22 protein-coding genes and 1 pseudogene are annotated in these 22,163 nt (G+C 29.6%); 4 read left to right on the top strand and 19 right to left on the bottom strand.

The genetic code is table 11. The annotated features are described in order from the left end of the window. A partial coding sequence (locus C7N44_RS07650) for a thiamine pyrophosphate-binding protein (RefSeq protein ID WP_263851173.1) occupies positions 1-695 on the bottom strand: 695 nt, incomplete at its 3' end. A gap of 114 nt (positions 696-809) precedes the next feature. On the opposite strand from C7N44_RS07650, the gene C7N44_RS07645 reads away from it, so the two are divergent. After that, positions 810-1,739 (top strand): LysR family transcriptional regulator, encoded by a 930-nt coding sequence (locus C7N44_RS07645; RefSeq protein WP_105957327.1) that lies wholly within the window; start codon positions 810-812, stop codon positions 1,737-1,739. Positions 1,740-3,103: 1,364 nt separating this feature from the next. On the opposite strand, the gene C7N44_RS07640 is transcribed toward C7N44_RS07645, so the two are convergent. The 14 genes and pseudogenes from C7N44_RS07640 to mobQ form a co-directional block, all read right to left on the bottom strand. Then, on the bottom strand, positions 3,104-3,964 hold the full coding sequence (locus tag C7N44_RS07640; RefSeq protein ID WP_105957326.1) for a conjugal transfer protein TrbL family protein: 861 nt from the start codon (positions 3,962-3,964) through the stop codon (positions 3,104-3,106). A 13-nt stretch (positions 3,965-3,977) separates the two neighbouring features. Then, positions 3,978-4,343 carry a hypothetical protein gene (locus tag C7N44_RS07635; RefSeq protein ID WP_105957325.1) on the bottom strand — a complete coding sequence of 122 codons (366 nt, stop codon included), beginning with the start codon at positions 4,341-4,343 and terminating at the stop codon, positions 3,978-3,980. Positions 4,344-4,359: 16 nt separating this feature from the next. Beyond that, positions 4,360-5,878 (bottom strand): annotated as a pseudogene (locus C7N44_RS07630) (VirD4-like conjugal transfer protein, CD1115 family). Then, positions 5,875-6,099, bottom strand: coding sequence for a hypothetical protein (locus C7N44_RS08130; RefSeq protein WP_225362967.1), 225 nt, complete (start codon positions 6,097-6,099; stop codon positions 5,875-5,877). The pseudogene C7N44_RS07630 and the gene C7N44_RS08130 overlap by 4 nt, the downstream one beginning before the upstream one ends. Before the next feature lie 236 nt (positions 6,100-6,335). Then, positions 6,336-6,701 carry a thioredoxin gene (locus tag C7N44_RS07620; RefSeq protein WP_225362966.1) on the bottom strand — a complete coding sequence of 122 codons (366 nt, stop codon included), beginning with the start codon at positions 6,699-6,701 and terminating at the stop codon, positions 6,336-6,338. Beyond that, positions 6,698-7,303, bottom strand: a complete 606-nt coding sequence (locus tag C7N44_RS07615) for a hypothetical protein (protein ID WP_105957323.1) — start codon at positions 7,301-7,303, stop codon at positions 6,698-6,700. Before C7N44_RS07615 ends, C7N44_RS07620 begins: the two co-directional genes overlap by 4 nt. Before the next feature lie 13 nt (positions 7,304-7,316). After that, complete coding sequence (locus tag C7N44_RS07610; protein WP_105957322.1) at positions 7,317-8,465, bottom strand: phage tail tip lysozyme; 1,149 nt, start codon at positions 8,463-8,465, stop codon at positions 7,317-7,319. Next, on the bottom strand, positions 8,466-9,875 hold the full coding sequence (locus C7N44_RS07605) for a conjugal transfer protein (protein WP_105957321.1): 1,410 nt from the start codon (positions 9,873-9,875) through the stop codon (positions 8,466-8,468). Next, complete coding sequence (locus C7N44_RS07600; protein ID WP_404799046.1) at positions 9,868-11,826, bottom strand: VirB4 family type IV secretion system protein; 1,959 nt, start codon at positions 11,824-11,826, stop codon at positions 9,868-9,870. The genes C7N44_RS07605 and C7N44_RS07600 overlap by 8 nt, the downstream gene beginning before the upstream one ends. Before the next feature lie 42 nt (positions 11,827-11,868). Continuing rightward, the gene (gene trsD, locus C7N44_RS07595) at positions 11,869-12,543 is read right to left on the bottom strand and encodes a TrsD/TraD family conjugative transfer protein (protein WP_404799045.1); all 675 of its coding nucleotides are present in this window, start codon (positions 12,541-12,543) and stop codon (positions 11,869-11,871) included. Beyond that, positions 12,515-12,877: a conjugal transfer protein gene (locus C7N44_RS07590; protein ID WP_105957318.1), complete on the bottom strand. Its 363-nt coding sequence runs from the start codon at positions 12,875-12,877 to the stop codon at positions 12,515-12,517. The genes trsD and C7N44_RS07590 overlap by 29 nt, the downstream gene beginning before the upstream one ends. A 36-nt stretch (positions 12,878-12,913) precedes the next feature. Continuing rightward, complete coding sequence (locus tag C7N44_RS07585) at positions 12,914-13,252, bottom strand: CagC family type IV secretion system protein (RefSeq protein ID WP_105957317.1); 339 nt, start codon at positions 13,250-13,252, stop codon at positions 12,914-12,916. A gap of 2 nt (positions 13,253-13,254) precedes the next feature. Next, positions 13,255-13,869 (bottom strand): hypothetical protein, encoded by a 615-nt coding sequence (locus C7N44_RS07580; protein ID WP_105957316.1) that lies wholly within the window; start codon positions 13,867-13,869, stop codon positions 13,255-13,257. Positions 13,870-13,903: 34 nt separating this feature from the next. Next, positions 13,904-15,958, bottom strand: coding sequence for a MobQ family relaxase (mobQ, locus tag C7N44_RS07575; protein ID WP_105957315.1), 2,055 nt, complete (start codon positions 15,956-15,958; stop codon positions 13,904-13,906). Positions 15,959-16,247: 289 nt separating this feature from the next. On the opposite strand from mobQ, the gene C7N44_RS07570 reads away from it, so the two are divergent. Then, complete coding sequence (locus tag C7N44_RS07570; protein ID WP_105957314.1) at positions 16,248-16,457, top strand: hypothetical protein; 210 nt, start codon at positions 16,248-16,250, stop codon at positions 16,455-16,457. A 23-nt stretch (positions 16,458-16,480) separates the two neighbouring features. Then, the gene (locus C7N44_RS07565; protein WP_105957313.1) at positions 16,481-16,762 is read left to right on the top strand and encodes a hypothetical protein; all 282 of its coding nucleotides are present in this window, start codon (positions 16,481-16,483) and stop codon (positions 16,760-16,762) included. Positions 16,763-16,844: 82 nt separating this feature from the next. Here the strand turns inward: C7N44_RS07565 and C7N44_RS07560 are convergent, their stop codons facing one another. The 3 genes from C7N44_RS07560 to C7N44_RS07550 form a co-directional block, all read right to left on the bottom strand. Further along, complete coding sequence (locus tag C7N44_RS07560; protein ID WP_105957312.1) at positions 16,845-17,054, bottom strand: hypothetical protein; 210 nt, start codon at positions 17,052-17,054, stop codon at positions 16,845-16,847. Positions 17,055-17,150: 96 nt separating this feature from the next. After that, a complete protein-coding gene (locus C7N44_RS07555) occupies positions 17,151-17,483 on the bottom strand; it encodes a type II toxin-antitoxin system PemK/MazF family toxin (protein ID WP_105957311.1) in 333 nt (110 codons plus the stop codon). 6 nt (positions 17,484-17,489) lie between these two features. Continuing rightward, a complete protein-coding gene (locus tag C7N44_RS07550; protein WP_105957310.1) occupies positions 17,490-17,762 on the bottom strand; it encodes an AbrB/MazE/SpoVT family DNA-binding domain-containing protein in 273 nt (90 codons plus the stop codon). A gap of 255 nt (positions 17,763-18,017) precedes the next feature. Here C7N44_RS07550 and C7N44_RS07545 point away from each other — a divergent pair, with 255 nt between their 5' ends. Beyond that, positions 18,018-18,629: a recombinase family protein gene (locus C7N44_RS07545; RefSeq protein WP_105957309.1), complete on the top strand. Its 612-nt coding sequence runs from the start codon at positions 18,018-18,020 to the stop codon at positions 18,627-18,629. A gap of 106 nt (positions 18,630-18,735) precedes the next feature. Here C7N44_RS07545 and C7N44_RS07540 read toward each other — a convergent pair whose 3' ends face one another. Then, the gene (locus C7N44_RS07540) at positions 18,736-19,314 is read right to left on the bottom strand and encodes a hypothetical protein (protein WP_105957308.1); all 579 of its coding nucleotides are present in this window, start codon (positions 19,312-19,314) and stop codon (positions 18,736-18,738) included. Positions 19,315-22,163: the final 2,849 nt, after the last annotated feature.

Below are 22,163 nucleotides of genomic sequence, written 5' to 3'. Positions count from 1 at the left end.
AATTTTTCTACATATTTGCCTAGTTGTAAATTTTTAATTTCATGTCCAACTAATACTACTGGTTTTTGTGCTGTATTTAAATATGAAACAAGTTTATTTACTAATTTTTTGTTGTCATTTCTTACACTTATTTTTTTGTCTAATATTTCAGGAATATTTTCTTTTATTTTTTTACTAACAGGAATTTTAGCAACATCTATAGGTAAGGTAATATATGCAGGTTTTCCAGTTCTAATCATATATTTAACTATTTCATTAATATCATCAACTGGATTATTAAAAGATAAATCTTTCACTTTTAATCCCATATCTTTATGCATTTTAGTGAATTTTTTAAATTCGCCGTCTCCAAATGTATGATGTACCAATAAATGCTTATCAATATTATCAGTTGTTGGAGCACCAACAATTGATAATACAGGAACGTTTTCAGCTAAGCTTCCAGCTAAGCCATTATCAGAACTTAAATCTCCAACCCCAAAAGTTGTTACAAGTGATGCAAAGCCCTTTTTTCTCGCATAACCGTCTGCCATATAAGCAGCATTTAATTCATTTGCGTTTCCGGCCCATTTCATATCATCTCTATTGGTAATATGATCCAAAAAGTCTAAATTATAATCTCCGGGGACACCAAAAATTTCATCGCTACCCATATATTTAATTACATCTACTAAATAATCTGCTAAAGTGTACATATATATTTCCTCCTTTAATTAATCTATTTATACAATATAGTTATTAACTATTTTCAACAATATGATAAAAGTTAATGATTCAATAACTTTTAGTTATGAAAGGAATGAAAGAAATTGGAACAATTTACTTTAAATCAATTACATTATTTTTATATGTTGGCAAAAACATTAAATTATCGAGTTGCATCTAGTAAACTGAATATCAGCGAGCCCGCTTTAAGTAAGCAAATACATTCTTTAGAAAATTCAATAAATATAAAACTTTTTATTAAAAAAGGTAGAAATATTGATTTAACTTCTGATGGTATAAAGGTATTTACAAACGTTACCAAAGTTTTAAAAGAGCTGGATAATTTCAATAATCAGATTGCTATTATAAATAGATCTGATAAAAATAATTTGACATTAAATATTGGTTTATCAGGTAATAAATATATATATAAGTATTTATATTTATTAAAAAATACATACCCTGAAGTTAAAATAAATATTGAAGAAATAAAATCCTCACTAATAATTAGCAAAATTAAGAATAAGGAACTGGATTTTGGAATAACCTATGTACCAATCAATGACTCGGAAATTTCAAATGATTTTATGCTGAATGATGAATTAATAGCCGTGTCTTCTTCATTTGGAAAATACAAAAATTTGATTGATATTAGTTTAAAAGATTTGTCTAATTTACCTATTGCCGTACTTTCAAGAGATTATGCTATTAGAAAAGTCATTGACGAATATTTTTATAATGAGTTACTGACTCCTAATTATCAATTTGAACTAAATAACTATCAAAGTTGTTTAAATACAATTAAAAATACAGACACAATAACATTATTACCCAAAACTTTTTTAAGATATGAAAATCTTGAAAATTTTAATGTAATAAGATTAAAAGATAAACTTGAACCGCTAAAGGTTTTTGGTATGCATTTAAAAAGAAATAAGTTTAATTCTTGTTTGAATTATTTATTAAAAATAATAGAAAAAAATATATGTAATCAAAACTTTAACGAAAGATCTAAATATAGACATTATAAGTAACACTACACAATTACCTTGCTGGTAGTTATAGGGTGTTATTTTTTTCTTGGATAGTTGTCATTAATTATTATTTATTTGATAAACAAGGTCATATAAAATCTAATATTTACATTCACGATTAAAATACCAAGAAGCTTAGCAACTAATATTTAAATTCGATAAGAAAGATTTAATTAAATATCAAGAATTAATAGCATCTAATAATATCCGTTCTTAACGGTTATTTCCTAGCAGTGAAAAGTTAGTTGTACCTTATTATGCGGAAATCAATGTAAAATAAAGAATGCAGTACATTTTGTACTGCATTCTTTTATTAATTAGCATTTGAACATTGCTGAAAGCTTAAGAGCTAATTCGAACATAAATTGCATAATTATAAACCTCCTATCTTTTTAAGTAGGATGCAAGTTAATTATAGCAAGCATATAAATTTATTAATTTCGATTATTATGTACGTATTTATCAAAGAATATAATTAGATAATATTATTTATAATAAAAAGGTACAAAGCCTTAGGCATGCACCTTTTTAATGAAAAAAACGAGAAATAAGGTTACTTAAAATTATTATCAATATTCAATAATAATCAAAACGAGTCTATAAAATATTATTATTGAACACTTCTTTAGTATATATGAATTGTGTAAATATTAACTTCAAATGTTATGTATATGAACATCCAAGATTATATCTAGGTTATAAAGAGAACATATATTAATAAGTAGTTACTTTAACTAAATAAAAAATAAAAAAAAGACAAACATAAGCTACCTCCATTAATTCCTTAAATGGCGGCAGCTTATGTTAAATATATAATAAATCCTTTAAAAATCTAAATCATTTTTGATGTATGTTAAGCAATATTATGATTACTTCCTTAAAATTTAGAGTTATTTATCGTCACTAAGCTTGCTAATTGCATATTTTTTAGCTCTTTCTAGATTGTCAGTTAAATAAATTCCATATCCAAGAGCAGACCCATTCAAATGTTTTCTTTGAATTTCAAAGTATTTAAATATATTTCGTGAATCATGATAAAGTTTTTTATGATTTGGCCATTAAAAAACTCCTTTTTAAATCTTACACATTATTTAACAATTCTTTTAATGAAGTAAAAAGCAGTGCTAAATAATATGCATAAATACAACAACAATATTTTGGGACTGAAATTTGGCCATTTTTAGAACAACTGGATTAACGTTATATTTTCATTGTTTTTAGAACAATTAGTAATGACTAAATGAACTAATCATTTTTATTATTTAACGGTCTAATATAGGCTAAAATTTGAGAAAAATTTATCAAAAATTGGATTTAGATCAATTAATTTTTAAAATAAACCAAAAATTTAAAAAGATTATTCTTTATCTATGCATATAATGGCTCATTATTCGCATCATGCTACGTCCTGTTCCCTTAGTCATTCCAGTTGAAGCCCAAAAATCTTTCACAGCGTCTGGTGTTTTTATAACTAAAATTCCAAAGCCTAAAGAGGCAATAAATGAAATAAAACCATACTTAGATATATTAGTGAAACACCAAACTGACAGTGTCATACATAATACTTGGCTGATGATTGAGGCATTATAATAAATATACTTTTTCCACCAGGTTCCCGAATAATCAAAAGTTTCTGTGGCCATACTCATTGCTGCGAATGGAATTGTAATGTTATACCATGCCATATCTGCAACGAAAATACACATTTTTAGAAAGAATACGACAGCTACAATAGTAAATACTAATAAGAACAATAATTGTACTGGTAATGAAATACTCACATTATTTAATCCAGGAACGTGCTTCATACCTTTAATTGCTCCAGATGAATACTTTTGATTAGAATTAAACATATATTTTAAAAGTGGTAAAGTAATTTCACTTTGTATGAATCCCTGTAAGAATACAAAAACGGGAATTATTATTGCTGATTTGAGGCCATCAATCATAATATTGGCCCAAGTAACATCTGTGCTCATATCAGCCTCTTTTAATAATGTACAAATAATTCTTCCTAAAATAACAATTACAACTAAAATTGTAGAGAATGATAGGAAAATCAAATACCAAGTTCGAATAATAGGTAACCCCTGATCAACTTGATCAATAATTCCTTTACAAATACTAAAAACACCATCTAATAACGATGATAAAATCCAGGAAAAAAAGCTAGCAATTCCATTTTTAACTAGATCATCCACGTAATTTAAAGAAAAAAAAGGCATATATATCACTCCATTATTTTTTAGGGACAAGTGTAATTATTCCCCATTCTTTAGCATCTTTATTTAGAGGGGTTAAAGTATATTCATTTTCTTTTTGATCAATTGAAAACTTTTTAATTGGATTTGTAGAAAATTTATTATGATCTTTAAATGTTATGACTGTTTCAGATGAATTAAGTTCATATCCTTCACTACCTAAATTTCCAAATTGAGCTTGATGTTTATTAAATTGTACAGTCATACCGTCTCCTGTTGTATCTGTAAAGCTCCATGATTTATTTTGTAAATCTTCTGCAATCGATTTACCACATGCTGTTAAATTAAACGTTAATAATAAAGTTCCTAATAATATAACCATGTACTTTGCCATTTTTTTCATCGGGAACCAACCCCCTTTATTTAAACATGCTCTCTTTATTTCGTTGTTCAATTTTATCAAGTTCTGCTTGCATTTGATCTTCTTCCTGTTTTGACCAGTTTGCTTGTTTTTTGTCAGCTTTTTCTCTGGCTAAATATTCTTGCCATTGTTGCTCTTGCTTTTGAAAATGTTTTGTCTGACTATCATCAGGTGTACCATGATAATTATTTTGCGACAGGTTTATTAATTGAACAGCTTTAGGAAATAGCTTAAACTGAAATGCCTTTTGGGCTTTAATTGGTTGTAAATTACTAAAAACAATTAAACTCTGGTCTGCTGGCATCCGGATAATTTCATCAGGAGTCATCAACGATCTGCTCGTATAGCTGTAGCTATCACTTTTACTGTGACTAGGACTCTTACTACGGCTAGTACTTTCACTTCCTGTTTCAATTTTTACTGTTGACTTGCCTAGTAAGTCACTAAAATATTTTGCAGTGATTTCATTTGCTGCGTTTAAACAAATTTTCACCGCATGATTTCCTAAAATACTCTCTGCTTTTTCCCGTCCATAAAGGGCTTGTAGTTGAGTAATTGTTTGACAAATAGTGGTTACACCAATTCCATATCCGCGGCAAGTTGCTAAAAATTCTTCATACTTAGGGAACTTCCCTAAGTTAACAAATTCATCTAAAATAAAATCCACTTCATGGGGTAAGTGTGCATGATGATTCGCGGCTAATTTATACAATTCATCAAATAGTTGAGAGAAAAATAAATTAATAAAGCTTTCATAAGTATTATCCATTAATGGAACAATGACATATAATACTACTTTTTTCTGGCCCAGTTCCTGTAAATTAAAGTCTGAAAAATTGGTAAAATCTGCAACTTCACTATCAACAAATTTACTAATGGTTGCTAGTAAACTTTCGATAATACTTGCTTTCATTTCCCCTTTGGCTTTTTTAAATCCCAGTTCGTATGCACGACGTGCAGGATCAGTAAAATCCAAATTTAAGAACAGCCGATCTAATTGACTAACGGTTCCTTCCATTAAGGTCTCACTTTCATTTTCTTGTAGGACATTGGTTACTCCAGCGATATTTCTTTGATTAGGTGCCCGATGCCCGATGCTTCAAAACAAATAAGATAAGTGCCTTTAATAACTGTCGTTGCGTACTAAACCAAACATCTTTTTTGCCTTCTGCATTCTCACTCTGTACAATTTTAGTTGCTACATTTTCCGCTTGAATATCTCGTTGGATATAATCAAAGGGATTATATCGATCACTTTTCAACATATTAGCAAAATTAATTACATGGATTTGATATCCCTGAGCAATTTTAATACCAGCTGTCTGTTCATATAGTTCACCTTTAGGATCAGTTGCAACAATACTATTTATAGTTTCATTTAATAAATTAGTTATTACTACAGATTGTGTTTTATAAGAACCTGGTCCCCCAACAACAAAGACATTTCGATTAGGTTTGGTACCATTATTTTGATAAATTATTTGTTTGTCTAAAATCCCCAAAATAGTTCCATTCATTGGTCAACCATCTCCTTTCGTTGTTGTTTGATCAACTTATCTAATTGCTCTGTATTAATTGTATTATTAAAGTTATCAGCTAGATGATGTTGACTCATGCTAAAGTAATGATTGGCTAATAATTTATGCAGATTCCCCCATTGGGCACTGCCATGAGTATCAGTATCTGCTGTTTTCCAGGACTTATTTTTACGGTTACGTTTTAGAATAAAATAACCCATATATATAATCACCAGCAGGCTAGTAATAAGCAAAAAAGGATTTTGTTGGCTTAAATATAATTGTTCATAGTAAAGAGGATGGCAAAGGTTTTGCTGCAAATTAGTTAAAATATGACTCATAAAATATAATTTATATTTGCCTAGGGTCATAATAAAGCCAGTGATAATTTCGGTAAGATATAGCCCCAGTAGTATCATTAATACATATTTCCAGATAGATTTTAAGAACTTCATTTTTAATCTCCAATCATTTTGTTGATTGTTGGCATATCAGTACCCGTATAGCGTCGTTTCCCATGGATAATCGTTGGTACCGATGTCAAATGATATTGTGCAACATACTTATGATTATGAGATTGATTCATATTAATCAGTATGATTCTATGATGAAAACAGCTTTTCCAATATACTTGATGAAAAACTTTTTGACAATCAGAACAATTATCACGATAGAAAAATAAAATTTGTGACTTTTTAGAACTTATCATCACCGTTTTTCTTTGTTTTTCTACATAGTTAACATAACAATGACCACTTATTACCATAACAATGATTAATGCCATTAGTATAATGATGATGTTAATAATCTTCTTTGCTGTCATTGCACATCACTTGCTTTAAAACTGCTGCCAAGATTTTGCACAAATTCAATTTTATTAGTAGCAGTATTAAAAGTAATTTGATAGATAAAAGTATTCTTTTCCCATGGATTATGATTACTTTTACTTTCAGCATTAACTACCGCTAAACCTTTCATCTTTGTTCCTTGTTTACTTTGTGTATACAGATTTAATCGCTTCAATCGTGAAGAAACTTCATTACTATCTCCATAAGTCAGTTTATGATCAAAATACTGTTTATATAATTTTGGTGAAATAAGATTTCGTACGGCATTTTTACGATAACGATAGGTATTAGGATCAAATGTATTCATCACATTTATAAATCTTCTGATTTTGTTATTAAAATTCAACTCATTAACACTTTTACCTTTATTATTGAGTTGGATTTTTTGCCGAGCCAGCTGATGTTTGATATTTTCATTATCGTTTTTGATTTGCTTTAATTGACTTGTCGCCATAACTTGTTGCATTTTTATCCGGTGCTTTTGTTGTTGTATATGCGAAAAATCCTTTCCTTGATATACATTCATGCCGAGAGAACATAGCAATACTATAATCACTAATGTCTTTACACGTTTCATTCATATATCCTTCCTAATTCTTATTGGGACGCGCAAGGGTTATATTTCCAGCATCTAATAGGTCTAAAAATGCTTCACCAAAAGTACTCTCGTTTACTCTGTCATCTATACCCCCTTCCTCAATAATTTTTGTATCTTTACCTTTCCATTTGCTTAACAACAAAGCTGTATGGCCATCATTTGATATTCCAGTACCTTGATTAACAATGACAACGTCCCCTGCTTTTGCATCATGTTTATTAATTACTCTTAACCAACGTTGCTGTCTCTTAGCATCTTGTTCCATAGTTCCAGTAAACCAGTTCATACGGACTGGAACTTTGTAACCTGCACTATTTAAAACTAGCCATACAAATCCAGAACAATCAGTGCCACCATTTTTATTTGGTTTTTTCAAGTTATTTCCTAAATCATTACTTGGATGGCTTTGCTTATAATAAAAGTAACCTTTCATACTTTTTGCCATTCGCACAATTGCTCTACTTGAATATTCATAATTGGTATTCGCACAATCTAATTGCTTAATTGTCTGACTAGCATCATTCATTTCATTACCCGCGAATGGATCATTAGTACCAATGATTGCATACCAATGATCTGCGTAACTATTACGTTTATTTAAATACCATTGTTCTGGATTTTTAGATAAGCCTTCAAAGTTCATAATCCAAGCTTTGGTGGCTGCATGCACACTGGTATACTTGAAAATTGCTTGATTACTATGGTATGCACCTTTCAGTTCTTGATCTAAATATTGTAGTTGTAGTCCTAAGTTGGTTATATCTTTATTTTCTTGTTGTGCTAAGCGTCCTAATTTTATTTTCCTATCAGCTAACCACTGAGCTAAGCCTATAGCTCCAGAGTTGCTATTAATTGCTTTAGGATTTAAATTGCTTTCTAGTTGTAATGCCCCTAATATTCCTGCTGTTGCTTGCGGTGTAGCTCCATATTGCTTTTTCCAATGCTTATAAATATTCTTTGCATTGGTTGACATGTCTTTACTATTTAATTGAACCTGTGACGTACTATGATTACAATTACTTTGATTCAGTTGGCTGAATAAAGCGGCGATAATCAAAACTATTAATAAAATCATTGCAATTAAAACATAAATAATTAATTTCCATTTTTGTCTTTGATATTTTAGCAATATTAATTGCATCTAATCCCCTGCTTTTATCTGCGACTGGAGAGTTTTTAAATCCTTTTTGGCACTAGCTAAATTAGCTTGGGCGTCTTTTACTTTATCTTTTTTGTTTGTATGCTTTTTACCATCTAGATGTTGGGCTTGCATGAGCTTATTTTCTGCTCGTTTTACAGTATTAAAAGTTGCATTTTCATTTTGTAAGGCTTTTAGATATTGAGCCTTATGGTTATCAATACTTACTAGTTTACGTTGTATATTAGTTGCATCTTGATAATCTTTATGCTTCAAATATGCTTCTCCCATTCTCAGCATTGTGTCGACGTTGACAACAAAAGGCAATTGCTTACTCATCGCATCTGTATCATATTTAATAATCGCCTTCTCAAGTTTTAAATTATCTTTTAGCCGATCAGAAACTTTAAATGGTAATTCTAAATCTAATATACTTTTCCTATCATCATTTTTATATGCTAAATTAACAATCTTATTTAATTGCGAGGGGTTAATATTTAAGGACTGTTGGTATTGATGAACTTTTAAAAACATCTGACATTGTTTATCATCATTATATCCAGCCTTGTCCATCATTACTTTGGCATCATGCCAATAATGATTTTTCAAATCGTTTTGAATTTCATCATAGTATTTCAAATTCTTAACTTTAATTTTCATTTGTTTATATCGGTTGTTGTATTTTTGTTCAGCTTGCTTATGCGCTCCCCCTATTATGAGTAGAGTGAGCACGGCCATACTTCCAATCCAATATTTATGCTTCTTTTTTACTTGTCGCTGTTTCTTTTCAAGATTTTGCAAAGTTTGATAACTTACAAAATCTTCTATTTCATTTACAACTAACTGCAATTTTTTTAGAGAATTAACAGAAATAATTGTATTTAATAGTGCATCCTGATGATTACCTAATGCAATACTCAAGTCATCTAATAATCGTTCATATGGTATCCCTGTCAAGCAAAACAATATCAATGCTTGATATTGTCTTAAGATCGTATGATTATCATCATAGGGCATTAATGCATTGGCGCGATAAGCATACCAAACGTGGCACATAGGATAATACCAAATATTGGCTGGATTCAATGATACGCGTTCTATTGTCTGGACCTCGCTAATTAACTGGGCAATAATTGTTTTTCCAATTGTCGCTCGAATAACCGCATTTTCTTTGGGCAATTCTTTAAGGGTTCTTACATTATTAGGTAATTCATAAGTTAAAATGACATACTTTTCCTGTTCAACTAGATTAATTAACTTTAAAAAATTAGGTTTTACCGTCTTCAATACATTTAGTTCTTTAATTGCATTATAGTTAAATTGTTTGCGGTCAACTGTTAACACTAGTTGATTATATTGTTGTTCAAATGTGCCCACTTCAATATTAAGTAGATTAAATGGTCGTTTACTCATCTTCGCCCTCCTCTTTTTTAGTAGGGGTTAGGTCGGCAATGTCACTTGGCATCAGCACTATTCTTTTCGTGTAATCTGGTTGTTTACTATCAGGGCGATTATATTTAGCACAATACGCTTTTGTATCAACGATTCTTAACTCTTCTTCTGTTAATTCAACGCGCATAAAAGCTCGTTGACTCCCATATATAATTAACGCTTCGCCTTGGCGTCGACGTTCTAATAATTTCTTTTCCTTATCAGAAAAAGTCATACGTAATTTTGTAATAACATCATTGACTCCTTTTCCATCTAGGCCAAAAAATATTTTAGTATAGGAATTGCCAATAATTGCTTCGCCAATATTTTGTCCAGTTTTTGTAGTCCCTTCAATTACATCTTGAATTTGTTGCGTTCCAGCAATTGCACCGGCGTTATATTTTCTAAATCTTTTATAAGCTTGATGAAAGAAAGTAGCAGCACCTTGATTTAAGGTTAAGAAATGAAATTCATCTACAAATAATTTTTTTCTAGTTCGATGATTTTTTGTAATCTCGTCCCATAAATATTGAAAAATATTTAAATAAGCTGCTGATTGAACTTCTTGCTCGCTTTGTAATGGTTTTAAATCAAATGAAATGATTTTGTTTCCGGTTAACTTAACATTAGTCGTGCCGTTAAATAGACTATTAGATCCATGCACATAACTACTTAAAATGTAGTAAAAGTCTTTTACTCGATTAAACCTATCAATGTCACTAATTTTCAATTTACTTAATTCATCATAAACGTTAGCAAGTGTCGGCCACTGATTATTTTCAATTTGGTGCAAATTTTTATATTTCAAAATACCACTATTAACATATGCTTGCTTTACAACATCATCTAAAATGGCCAACTCAACTTGACTAATACCCTCTTTAATTACCTCAAAAAAGCTCTTTAAGCGTTGAATTTTATCTTTAGTTAATAGATTTAAATCAGTCACTGCTTCATTAGAACTTAAAATTTCTTCAGAGAATATTTGCAAGGGATTAATCTTATATTTTGCATTCGCGGTTAGATGTAAAACCACTCCATCTAAGTTTTCTACGATATTAGTGTATTCATTTTCTGGGTCAATAATGTAAATCAAATAATCTTGCACTGCATAGCGTAAAATCTTTTGAATCATATAAGTAGTTTTACCAACCCCGGAGGTTCCAATAATCACTTGATTTTGGTTTAACGTTTTATTACGGTCTAGCATATCGATTGCAATTAATGAATTAGTATCGATATTTATTCCTTCAATATCACTATGTGGCTTTAAATCTAAAATTTCAGCATCATCAAATGGAATCATGCTACTAGCAACTTCAGTGTTGCTTTCTTTGTAGGTATAATCGTGCATGAGATTCTCATTAATAGGCATGGCAGACCAAAAGCTTTGATAAGTCGCTTTAACTGGTACTAATGGTTTCATTTGTAATTTGATGAGCGTATTTTTTACATTCTCAGTTAAATCATTCAAAGTTTCTAGGCTAGTAGTGCGTAAATATATCAACATATGTTGATATACGAAGGTAGTCGAATTGTCTAAATATTTATCTAATTGCATATTCGCGGAGTCAATATATTTTTGCAGTATTTTACGTTTATAAGGGTCAAATGTATTTGACTTTTGGGCTTCTTTATTTTGAATGGTCTTTTTGTAATAATTAACCATACTATTGTTACTGGCGCTATCGATATATTGGATAATATCGATAACGCCTTTCTTACGTTTTAATTCAGATAACCAATTGCCATAAACTCGCTTTGGATAATCAGCAATTGCAATCACTCGAATAAAATTCTCACCAGATTGAACATACGTAGGATATTGTTCAAAAGAAAAAGGAAATAATGAATGAACACTGTCACAATCAATCACAGACATGAAATTATTAATTTTTGGCGAATCTTCATTCATTAATTTTTTAGGTGGCATAAACAATTCTAGCAATTTATTGACTGTTTTCATCGGCCACTCCTATCCCGTAAAATTAATTAAATTTTTTAAAATATTCTGTACCACCTGACTAGTTAATAATGTGGCGGTTACATTAAAATCTGTTAGGGCATTTTCAATATCACGTTTTACTTGAGCAATTTTTTCATCTAAATGGTTCACAGCTAGTTTTAAATTGGTCACTTCTTTATTTTTGATAGGCACTTTTACTATTAATAGATGTTGCTTGGTAGTCATGTGTTTTGCGTTTTGTACCTCCGTAAAGTGATCTAAATAGCTGGCCAATAATCTAATTTTAAAAATTTGCTTAGGATGCTTGTTTTTTAATACTAGATACCTTTTCTTTAGTCCGGACAAATAGTCATTCATATTAACTGGTATCGTAAGCTCAATGAATTGTAAAGTGTCATTAACCCCTTCTCCTAATGTACTCATTAAGAATGCCCCATAATCTTCAAATACATCCTGTTGTTCCATCTCATTTAATAAGTCTAAATTAATTCCACTTATTCCTAATATGCCAATTAAATTGCCAGTTTTGGTGACTTCATAATTTCCATACATGCCAACAATTAAACTCATTTCATCCAAAGTTTGTCGGCCATGATTAATTCTAGGTGGCTGATAATCCCAATTTAATTTATCCACTTTCAACTGCTTTTTGGATTTACCCATGATAAATTGTTTTAGATGCATGTATGTCCACCTCTTTCTGTGGTTTTAAATAAAATAATTTTTGTCTCTTTGCATATTTTCTTTGAATCAACCACACTTCACGAACTTTAATATTTTTACGGCTGGCCACCGGACGAATAGTTAAGACTGCCATTGTTACAGTCATCAAAAGCATCAGCAAAATGATTTTCATTAACATAAACACAATCCCATATGGAGGCATTAAAATGAATATCAGTCCAATTAAAAGCACTAAAACAATGTAGCCAATATCCCTTAGCGTATAGTCTTTCCAAATACCATAATCTTTATTAACATTTTCTGGAAAGATAAACTCTTTGCCCTTCTTTAACATGCTAATTACTTCCTTTCGACTATTTACATAATATTTTTAAGTAAATAGTGAGTATACCCATGGTAATAACCAAATTACAGCTGCTGCTAATGCTATTAAACCAGCTACTCGACCAATTGCATGATAAACTTCTGCTTTTTCACGTGGATCATCAGCATCTGGCATCCTTTTAATAATGATAAACAAAGCTACACAAATCCCAACTAACACAACCAACCCAGTTAAAATACCTTGTATTGTTTTTCCAGCTTGCGTTAATTTCCCTTTAATTTGTCCGCCATCCGCGGCCAATACCAATTGATTATTCATTAAGAATAAGTATATTGTCGCGCCAAACGTCGTTAACACTATTTTTAACTTTTGCTGTTTTTTCATCTTTATTGCTCCTTATCATCATTTGGTTGTGATAATTGTTCCAATTGCGATTCTTTGGTTGATCCATAGTATCGCTTAAAGAATTTGTCTAACTGTGTTTGAGCTACCTGCTTATTCTCGAATCGTTCTGTTGCTATCTTCAATTTTCCTCGTTGACTAGTTGCTAAATAATAATTTTTAGCGTTATGACCTAGTTCTTGTGTTTCTAATACATGTAATTGACGTTCATATCGTTTTACTGCATTATCAACTTGTAACCCATAGAAACTTAAAAATCCCTCTAAAAAGCTTTCCCCAAAAAACATGAGCTGATTATTAATCTGCTTAAATTGATGTGTGGGTTTGTCACTTATTAATTGAATAACCTTATGTGCATTATCATTTTCATTATGCTGATTAAACCATCCTCGTATCGCTAACGGAGTAACTTTAACTTGTTTTTTTAAAGTATCACGTAACAATATTCGTCGTACCTGAACAATAGGTTTACCTTCATGCTGTAATCGTTGTCTAACTATATCTTTATTTAATAATTCTTTATCATTACGAACGATGATTGCTCTGTCTCGATTAATGACTAACTTGTCTTTAATATCCTGCCATTTTTCAACTTGCATATCTCTTTTCACCTCCTTTCAAATTACCTAAAGTTCAGAGATGTGAGCCACGATGGCCATGATAATTTTTGATTTGATGTTTGCGTTGCTTTTTTGTCATTTCCCATTCATTATTATTTTGCTTATAGGCTTGTTGCTGAGTTAAATGATCATGTGCATAAACAATTTCTATTAAGGTTGCGGTTAAAACTATATTTAGATAATGACGTGGAATTACTTCTTGATAATTTAAGGGTTGATAAGCATGTAGTTGTTGCTTACGGTATTGTTCATTATTTTGAAGATTTTTTGCTAACTGTTTACACAATCTATCAACTTTATATTGGTCAAGCTGTGGGTCTTCTCGACATTCACCTAAAAATAATTGGCTAGTACTTTCATGTTGCAAAACATGCTTTAAATGATCATTTTCAATACTGGCTAAGGAACCTTTTCCCAATAAATAATTAAGTCCTTGTTTATGTTCTTTGATACTAAACATTACTGGAGATTGTTGTTTAAAATCGATAGCTTGTTGTAGCGGCAAAATTTTCAAATGCGGATTATAGTAAAAAATTACTGTATATAGTTTTTCTTTTTCTTCCATATTTAACGCATCGAGCTCTCCTTGTGGAAAAGTTGCCTTAATTACACCATCATATTGTGCTCTAATGACCTTTTTCATTTCATTAATAGTACGTAAATTTTTTACTTCATTAGAAATGATTGTCTGTTCTTTTGTCGTATATTGTTTTAAGAATCCTCGGATTAGTGGTTGTAAGTCTTCCAAAGTTTGTCCATGGTGTGCTAAAAGCTTACTTAATTTTTCTTTACTACTTTTCTCCTGTGATTTTAAAAATTGCCAACATACATATGGGCGTTTGGTAAACGTTAACAATTTTCGATGAATTAAAGATTCACGAATTAAAACTATACGCTCCGTTAGTTCTTCTCCTTTAAAAATCGTTTGTTCACTATTGGTTTCCTTTATTAGTTCCCGTCGTTCTGCTTGATTAATATTCGTAAAACTAATTTGTGGATATAATTTTCTTACAGTTCTATCAACTACTCGGTTTAAGAGCTGATTAGCTTTTGTTAACGAAACTTCTTGTCCACTAATAGTTAATAATTGTTCAGTAATATCCTCTCCGATTGCATTCTTAATCAGAACACTATTTTTCCAATTAAATAACATTCGTTTTTTTTCATCCAAATGCTCTAAATCAATAAACATTTTCAAATCATGACTTAAATTACTCAGTAAGTGTTTCTCAGAAAAGGATAATTGTTTTTTCAACACTTCAAAATGTTCATAATTGCCAATTTTAGTATCTAAATTATGTGCTTTTGCTCGCATTTTTCGATAATTTTTAACATGCTCGTTAAAAGCTTTTCTTTCATGTTGTTTTCCATTTACCCCCACATGTTTCATTGCTACTTCATTAATTCCTTGTGCAATTAACGTCTTTTCACTAATACGGTCAGGTAATTCTTTTTGTGCTAATAACTGATTAACTTTAATTGCCCAATTTCTACGCCATTCAGTTATTTTTTCTTTTTTATCCCAATCGACCAGCCAAATTTTACGTTGCTTTTTGAAACCACTTTTAGTGTATAATTGTCTGCCTTTTGCATCTTTAACATATTGTGTTTTGCATTTTAATCCCCATGTACCATCCTGATTAAATGGACGATTAGTTAACATAACGTGTGCATGCGGATTTTGAATATGCTCTCGATGAATGGCAATATCCGCTACCATACCTTCATCTACAAAATTTTCCTGAACATATTCTTGTAATAATTTTTTTTGCTCATTATTCTTTAATTCAATTGGCAGTGCAATATTAAATTCTTTTGCATAGCGTGAATTAACTTTCCTATCCTTACGTTCTACTTCATTCCATAGTCTTTCCCGATTTTTCGCCCAAGATGGTGCATTTGTGGGAACTAATATCATTGTTTCTGGTTTGACATCGCGGGGATAAAAATAATTTCTTTCTTCTCGTTCATCATATAGTTTTTCACCACTACGATAACTGGCGCTGGCAATTGCGCTTCTTTTTTTACCTGCGCTAATATTGTTAAAACTCATATGGAAAATGGCCAAATATATTCACTTCTTTTTAAATTGTATGATTTGAATTTGTTTTATTTTTGTCGCCAAAGGCGACTTCTAATACAGGTACTTAGCTTTTGCGTTAACATCAATTTATTTGATGTGTAAATGCGCATTTACCTCACGCTGTTCGGCAATATGATCAGTATTTTGTTAGCATTAGACTACTATTACTACTGCAGATTAACCATCAAAGATCTATGAAATAGACTACAATTACTTTGATATGCCACTAAAAAGGTTATCCATTATAATTAATTACATAAAAGAGGTGATTACGTTGACAAGGGGCAGCTTAGCAAAGCAACAAGAAAAACTAGTCAAAGTGAATGCTGAGATTAAAGAACAAAAATTAAAAATTGATCAAAGATTGGGGCATGCTATCATTAAAGAACTAGGTTTAAAATATATAGAATTAGATCAAGTTTCGATTCAAAATTATGCAAAAAAAATAAGCCAGTCTATTAATACTAGCCTTCAACAAAATTAAATATTTATTTAGGAATTTATTTTATGAACGAACATTATAGAAGATTATTACAACAACGCGATAAAGTTCAAAAAAAAGTAAAACAAGAAGAATTTGCTTTAAAACAATCTAACTATTATAAAAATCAGCAGGAGCGTAAAGCTCGTTCGCGCCGTTTAATTCAAAAAGGCGCTTTACTTGAAAAATATTTTAATATTAATAATTTATCAGTCAAAGAAACTGAAGACTTCTTAAAAATTTTTGCTGAGTTTATTAATAATCATAAACCCATTAAATACCAAAATAAAAACAATCATTCTAATTAGAATGATTGTTTTTATTTTGGCTAAAGCTTATGACTGCTAAACTTTATCGAATTATCTAGACAAGTGATTTCTTATTTGTATTTCATATTATAAACTTATTTCGTTTTATTACTTCATATTGCCTTTGATCTAAAACAAAATTATACAAAGCCTTGTAAACATTAATTTTATCTTTATCTGTTTCATTTAAAAGCTTTTGTGTTAACAAATAAATATCTATTTCCCTACTATTATCAAAGAAGTCCTTGATGCTTAGATTATCAATTGATTTACTTAATATAGTATTTTTCATATATTTAACTCCTTCTTTGATACTTAAATTATAAATTCATGAATTAATATGAATTTAAATTGGAGAAATAATGTAATATGGAGATAATTTTGTTAATTAACTTTTGTCATTAATAAACTGATACAAATTGATAGTGTCATTGTCAGACAGTTTACCTAGAGGCTGACGTTTAAATACTTCTGCACGTGTAATACTATAAGTAATGTGCGTATCAACATAAGACTGCTTTTTCAGCCCCGCTTTTTGCCATTCTTTAATTGGATAATAAATTTTCTGAATGGCAGCAGACTTTTTATTATATTTAGAAGTTATCTTAAATACTGTTACATAATTATTATTAATAGCAACTACTAATGCTGGACGCCTTTTACTTTTATTCTTATAATCATATGGAACATCAGCAATATAAATATCCATTGCTTCTTGCATACACATTTATTCCTCTTTCATCCATTTATCAAAGTTTGGTGATTCTTCAGCATCATAATTACCATTGTTATCAATATTAACTTGTTCATTAGGAATTTGGTTGATTAAATTTTGCCACTCTAAACCAGATGGCATTTTTTTAATTAAAAGTTCTCCATTAACTTGAGTAATTGATACTTTATCTCCATTATTTAAATTCATTTGTTTTCTCAGATCAACGGGAATCACAATTTGTCCTTTGCTAGAAACTTTTGCGGTAATTACATTAGTCTTTCCCATAATATCTCCTTCTTTCACTTCTTACGTTCCACGTCTTACATTTTACTTTGTTTTGATATTTTTATCAAATAAACTATATAAATTAAAAAAACAATTCAATTTCCAAATCAATCCAAATTCGAAAAATTAAATATTATGCTGTCATTACGACAAAAATGTATCCTTTGGGTATACTCGTTGACACAAAAATGTAAGTTCGCTATAATCAATTTATAATTGTGTCAATTACATGTGTCAAAAGAGGAGCTTAAAATCATGGAATTTGGATATGCAAGAGTGTCTAGTAAACAACAAAATTTGGAACGGCAAATTAATCTTTTACAAAATTATGGAATCCCCCGTAAAAATATCATTACCGAAAAACAATCAGGGAAAGATTATATACACCGGCCTGCATTAATGAACTTTATTCATCACACATTACGTGAAGGCGACAAAGTGGTTGTTACTTCTATTGATCGACTCAGTAGAGATTATAAAGATACTAAAAAATTAACCGCTATGATTAAAGCTAAGGGAGCCATGTTTGTGATTGCTAGTTTTAAGGGTTTTTATAACGATAATGGCATGAACGATGATTTTGCTAGTATGATGAATGAATTTTTAATTAATTTTATGGCATATCAGGCTCAACAAGAACGGAAAAATATTAGAGAACGCCAACGACAAGGGATTGCATTAGCCAAAAAGCGAGGGGTCTATAACGGACGGCCTAAAAAATATACAAACGGTAATCGGCAATTAATTAAGGCCATCCACATGTATTTAAACCGTGATCAAAATAAAATGACGGTCGCAGAAATAGCTAGATTAAATGGAGTCAGTCGATCTGCAATTTATCGCAATAAAAGGATGCTTGAACATTAATCCAAAACTACTAAATCGCTGCCGGTTGATTTCAGCAAATATAAATGAAATTCCATTGGCATATCATATTATTCAATGTCAATTTGAAATTTAGGCTATCTTGATATTATTTATCTTTTAAATACGCTTCATATAAGCAATTTTCTTTACTTATTAATTCAACCGCTGTGATATTTGCTAAATTAATTATTGTATTTTTTTGCCTAGTATAATCACCAAATGCCTTTTCATATCTTTTTTCATTTAAGGCTATAAAAGGATTGTTATAGGTTATAATTTCGCCTCTATGTGTTTCCCCATCTAAATTGGTGCACACTGATAAAACCTTGATGTTGTCTAAAAAATACCCGATTATTTCATTTAACTTTAAATTCTTTAATACTTGAAATTGTGCTTCTAAATCAAAGGGATCATAAACGTTATTTTGAAAATTTATATTAATATATTTTTGAAACATTTTAGTGTAAAAAGTGTTAGCAGCTAACTTAGATATGTCACTGCGCAATATTAATATGTAAGAATCAATCATTGCTGCATTATCCAAAGTTTTAACCAATATATATTCGTCTAGGTTACATATAATTATGCCTAATATAAAATTCTCATATTCAAAATTATCACGAGATTTTGAATATATTTCTAAGATAGTTTGGTTTTGTATATAAGTATTTATTAATTCATTCAAAGATATCAGCCCCTTTTACAAATACTTTACCTTCTAGCTCTATTTATTACAACTCGTATCAAAATACATAAAACAATAAATAATATATAAAGGGTAGTACATTTATATGTACCAGAAATATTAAAACTACTGCCTCCATTACTATAAATTCTTTTAATCATTTTGATCCCGGTAATAGAAATTCTTTCACTATTGGGATTCATTATAAACATTTCTATGGCTGATTCTAAAAATACTATGATTACGAACCTCAAAGTGTCCAATAAAAATTTTTTTATAGATTCATATATTGCTTTCATTGTATCAGCCTCCTTTTTCAATAGTTTAGTAAGTAGTGTTTTTATACGAATGCAATCTTTGTAATGACATATTGTTAATGTAATATAATATGTCCAATGATTTTACATATAAATTTCACAAAGTTAAAAATTTCACTAATAACTATTTAAAAAAAGACTTCGCTAATTCCGTTATCTATGTTATCTATATTGTTGTTTTTTTTAATCATTTTATCTCCTTTATTTTGTTTTTTTATGTTATTTAATTGTTTTTCTGTTATGTTGTTGATAGTTTAGAGGGAAGTTCTGTGCGGAGATACAGATTCTCCCCTGTATTTAAATAATTATTTAACATTAAAAAATAAATACAAAAGAAAGATAATCTGTATCATCAATTTTGTTGACAGTTTGTCGGTCGTTCCGGCATCGAAACAGCTCACACTATTCTTGATAATTTTACTTATCACGTTAATATACTAATTCTACATTTTCGAATTGATCCAAATAAAAAAACGCCCTTTATTGGACGTCCTGCTTAATTATTTTGTTAGTAGTTCTAAACAGGACGTATATTAAAGTCCCTAGTCTTCACGTTATGAGTTTTGCTACAACTCCGTTTAAGCTACGTTTTCCACTCCAGCACTTGCGGTGCTAACGTTCAGACCTTCAAGCAGTGTAAGAGGACTTGAAGGTCCTATCCAGATTTTATAGCAGCGGCTCAAGATCGACCTGTCGACTTTTTATCTTCCAACCATCAACGGTTTTAAGTAGCAAACTTATAACGGAGCTGACTTAGTACTATGATTTGATATCACTATCGCATCTATGCGGCTTGGCTCCCGCATGGTCCAAATAAAACTAATTATATTTTTATTTAACGCTTGCTTTCTTTTAAAAGATACCATATAATTAATCACATACTGTTGTTATGTGATTCCCCGGTGGCCTACCGGGGAGTTTTTTTTTGTATATTTAATTTTGCTGAAGGCGTTATAAAACATTTGGCAGCCTAATAAACATAAAACATTCCTTTAAGATTCATTGAATGTTTATTCAAACATAATTACTCTTTTATTTTATAGTATTATAGAAATTATTAAATTCTATTTATGTAGAAATTAGTATCAAATTAAATAGAAACTAAAAAAGACCCTCAATAACAATTATTGAAAGTCTTTGTTCGCGAATAAACATTTGTAAAATAAGGCGTGATTGTATTCTGTTCACATTTAAAGTATACAAATATATTTTTCAGAATACCATCTAACAAATTAGGAATTTGATAACATAATTTCAATAATATTAGAATTAACTATTTTATTAAACTATTTAATTCTAATATTATTAATTGAAGTAGCTAACATAGTTAGCCGATAGCTATATCATAATAATATGTATTTTTCTTAATGATTAAATAATCAATATAACTAATTGCATATGCCGGATCGTGAACATTTACTTTTAACATTGGCATCAAAATAGGTACAATGTTTATTCACATCGTACCTATTTGTATAAGGAAAATAGAACTAATGACATTAAATCTTACTATGTTAGTATTCAGTAATAAAAAAACTCTGTAAAATTTTTATCATTGAATACATCTTTATTATATATAACTGAAGTTAGGATTAACTTCAAAGGTTTTATGTAAAAATATAAAATAGATTAAAAATTATAAATTTTACTTTCTATTATTATAATTTGCATTTTTATCAAAAGTAGGCTATCGTTATTTCAACGTACTTTTCAAAGTATATTTCCAACATATATTTCTCCTATAATCTAAGGCTACGTAAGCAAATTAGATTTAATAAAAAACAGGTAAAAAAATTACTTGTTTTTTATTTTTATGCAAAAATAATTATAGAGAATACATGTTTTATGCATTATAGTCTACAAATGCTCATCGATTAAAATAAGTGCAAAGCATTAAGCATTGCACTTATTTTAGAAGAACCAAATACAAATTAGAAGAATCAAATACAAACAGGAGTACTGATCATTGAAATATAAATATTCAATAATAAAATTATGCATTATTGAATACTTCTTTAGTATATATGAACGTAGTGAATATTAACTTCAAATATTCTTTATGTTTAGTTCAAATAATATACCCTATATTACTTGAACTGTAATTAAAACATAATATTGTGCTGATAACTCATGTTTCTTAGATAGTCATTAGTTGTGCTATCTTTTTTACTTTTATCTTAATTAGGTATACCTAACAATATGTTGTATAATGGACTTGTGCTTTTAATTAAGCATATACAGTCAAAGTCCTGTGGAGCAAATATTTATATTTGCTCCTTTTATATTAGTAAACATAGGAATAATCATTTACCTTAACTTTACTACTTAATTATTTAAACATTGTTAAATTTTAAGAATTAGAGGTAATAAAAATTACATAAGTCTAAACTTCCTATATTGAAAGTAGGAGACAAATCCATTATAGCAAGCATATGAATTTCAACTATTTTGTATATCTTTATCAAATAAAATAATTATAGTTGATTATGTAATTTATGATAATATGTATTGTATTGTTTATAATAAAAATAG

Source organism: Apilactobacillus quenuiae (assembly GCF_002994005.1).
GTDB classification, from domain to species: domain Bacteria; phylum Bacillota; class Bacilli; order Lactobacillales; family Lactobacillaceae; genus Apilactobacillus; species Apilactobacillus quenuiae.
Note: the sequence above shows the minus strand (reverse complement) of the source record. Positions and strands in the feature narration are given on the sequence as shown.

Excerpts from the sequence above, each read along its gene's own strand:
- C7N44_RS07640 (WP_105957326.1), bottom strand. The coding sequence starts at position 3,964 with ATGCCTTTTTTTTCTTTAAATTACGTGGATGATCTAGTTAAAAATGGA.
- C7N44_RS07635 (WP_105957325.1), bottom strand. The coding sequence starts at position 4,343 with ATGAAAAAAATGGCAAAGTACATGGTTATATTATTAGGAACTTTATTA.
- C7N44_RS08130 (WP_225362967.1), bottom strand. The coding sequence starts at position 6,099 with ATGGGTTATTTTATTCTAAAACGTAACCGTAAAAATAAGTCCTGGAAA.
- C7N44_RS07620 (WP_225362966.1), bottom strand. The coding sequence starts at position 6,701 with ATGACAGCAAAGAAGATTATTAACATCATCATTATACTAATGGCATTA.
- C7N44_RS07615 (WP_105957323.1), bottom strand. The coding sequence starts at position 7,303 with ATGAAACGTGTAAAGACATTAGTGATTATAGTATTGCTATGTTCTCTC.
- C7N44_RS07610 (WP_105957322.1), bottom strand. The coding sequence starts at position 8,465 with ATGCAATTAATATTGCTAAAATATCAAAGACAAAAATGGAAATTAATT.
- C7N44_RS07605 (WP_105957321.1), bottom strand. The coding sequence starts at position 9,875 with ATGAGTAAACGACCATTTAATCTACTTAATATTGAAGTGGGCACATTT.
- C7N44_RS07600 (WP_404799046.1), bottom strand. The coding sequence starts at position 11,826 with ATGCCACCTAAAAAATTAATGAATGAAGATTCGCCAAAAATTAATAAT.
- trsD (WP_404799045.1), bottom strand. The coding sequence starts at position 12,543 with ATGCATCTAAAACAATTTATCATGGGTAAATCCAAAAAGCAGTTGAAA.
- C7N44_RS07590 (WP_105957318.1), bottom strand. The coding sequence starts at position 12,877 with ATGTTAAAGAAGGGCAAAGAGTTTATCTTTCCAGAAAATGTTAATAAA.
- C7N44_RS07585 (WP_105957317.1), bottom strand. The coding sequence starts at position 13,252 with ATGAAAAAACAGCAAAAGTTAAAAATAGTGTTAACGACGTTTGGCGCG.
- C7N44_RS07580 (WP_105957316.1), bottom strand. The coding sequence starts at position 13,869 with ATGCAAGTTGAAAAATGGCAGGATATTAAAGACAAGTTAGTCATTAAT.
- C7N44_RS07565 (WP_105957313.1), top strand. The coding sequence starts at position 16,481 with ATGAACGAACATTATAGAAGATTATTACAACAACGCGATAAAGTTCAA.
- C7N44_RS07560 (WP_105957312.1), bottom strand. The coding sequence starts at position 17,054 with ATGAAAAATACTATATTAAGTAAATCAATTGATAATCTAAGCATCAAG.
- C7N44_RS07555 (WP_105957311.1), bottom strand. The coding sequence starts at position 17,483 with ATGCAAGAAGCAATGGATATTTATATTGCTGATGTTCCATATGATTAT.
- C7N44_RS07550 (WP_105957310.1), bottom strand. The coding sequence starts at position 17,762 with ATGGGAAAGACTAATGTAATTACCGCAAAAGTTTCTAGCAAAGGACAA.
- C7N44_RS07545 (WP_105957309.1), top strand. The coding sequence starts at position 18,018 with ATGGAATTTGGATATGCAAGAGTGTCTAGTAAACAACAAAATTTGGAA.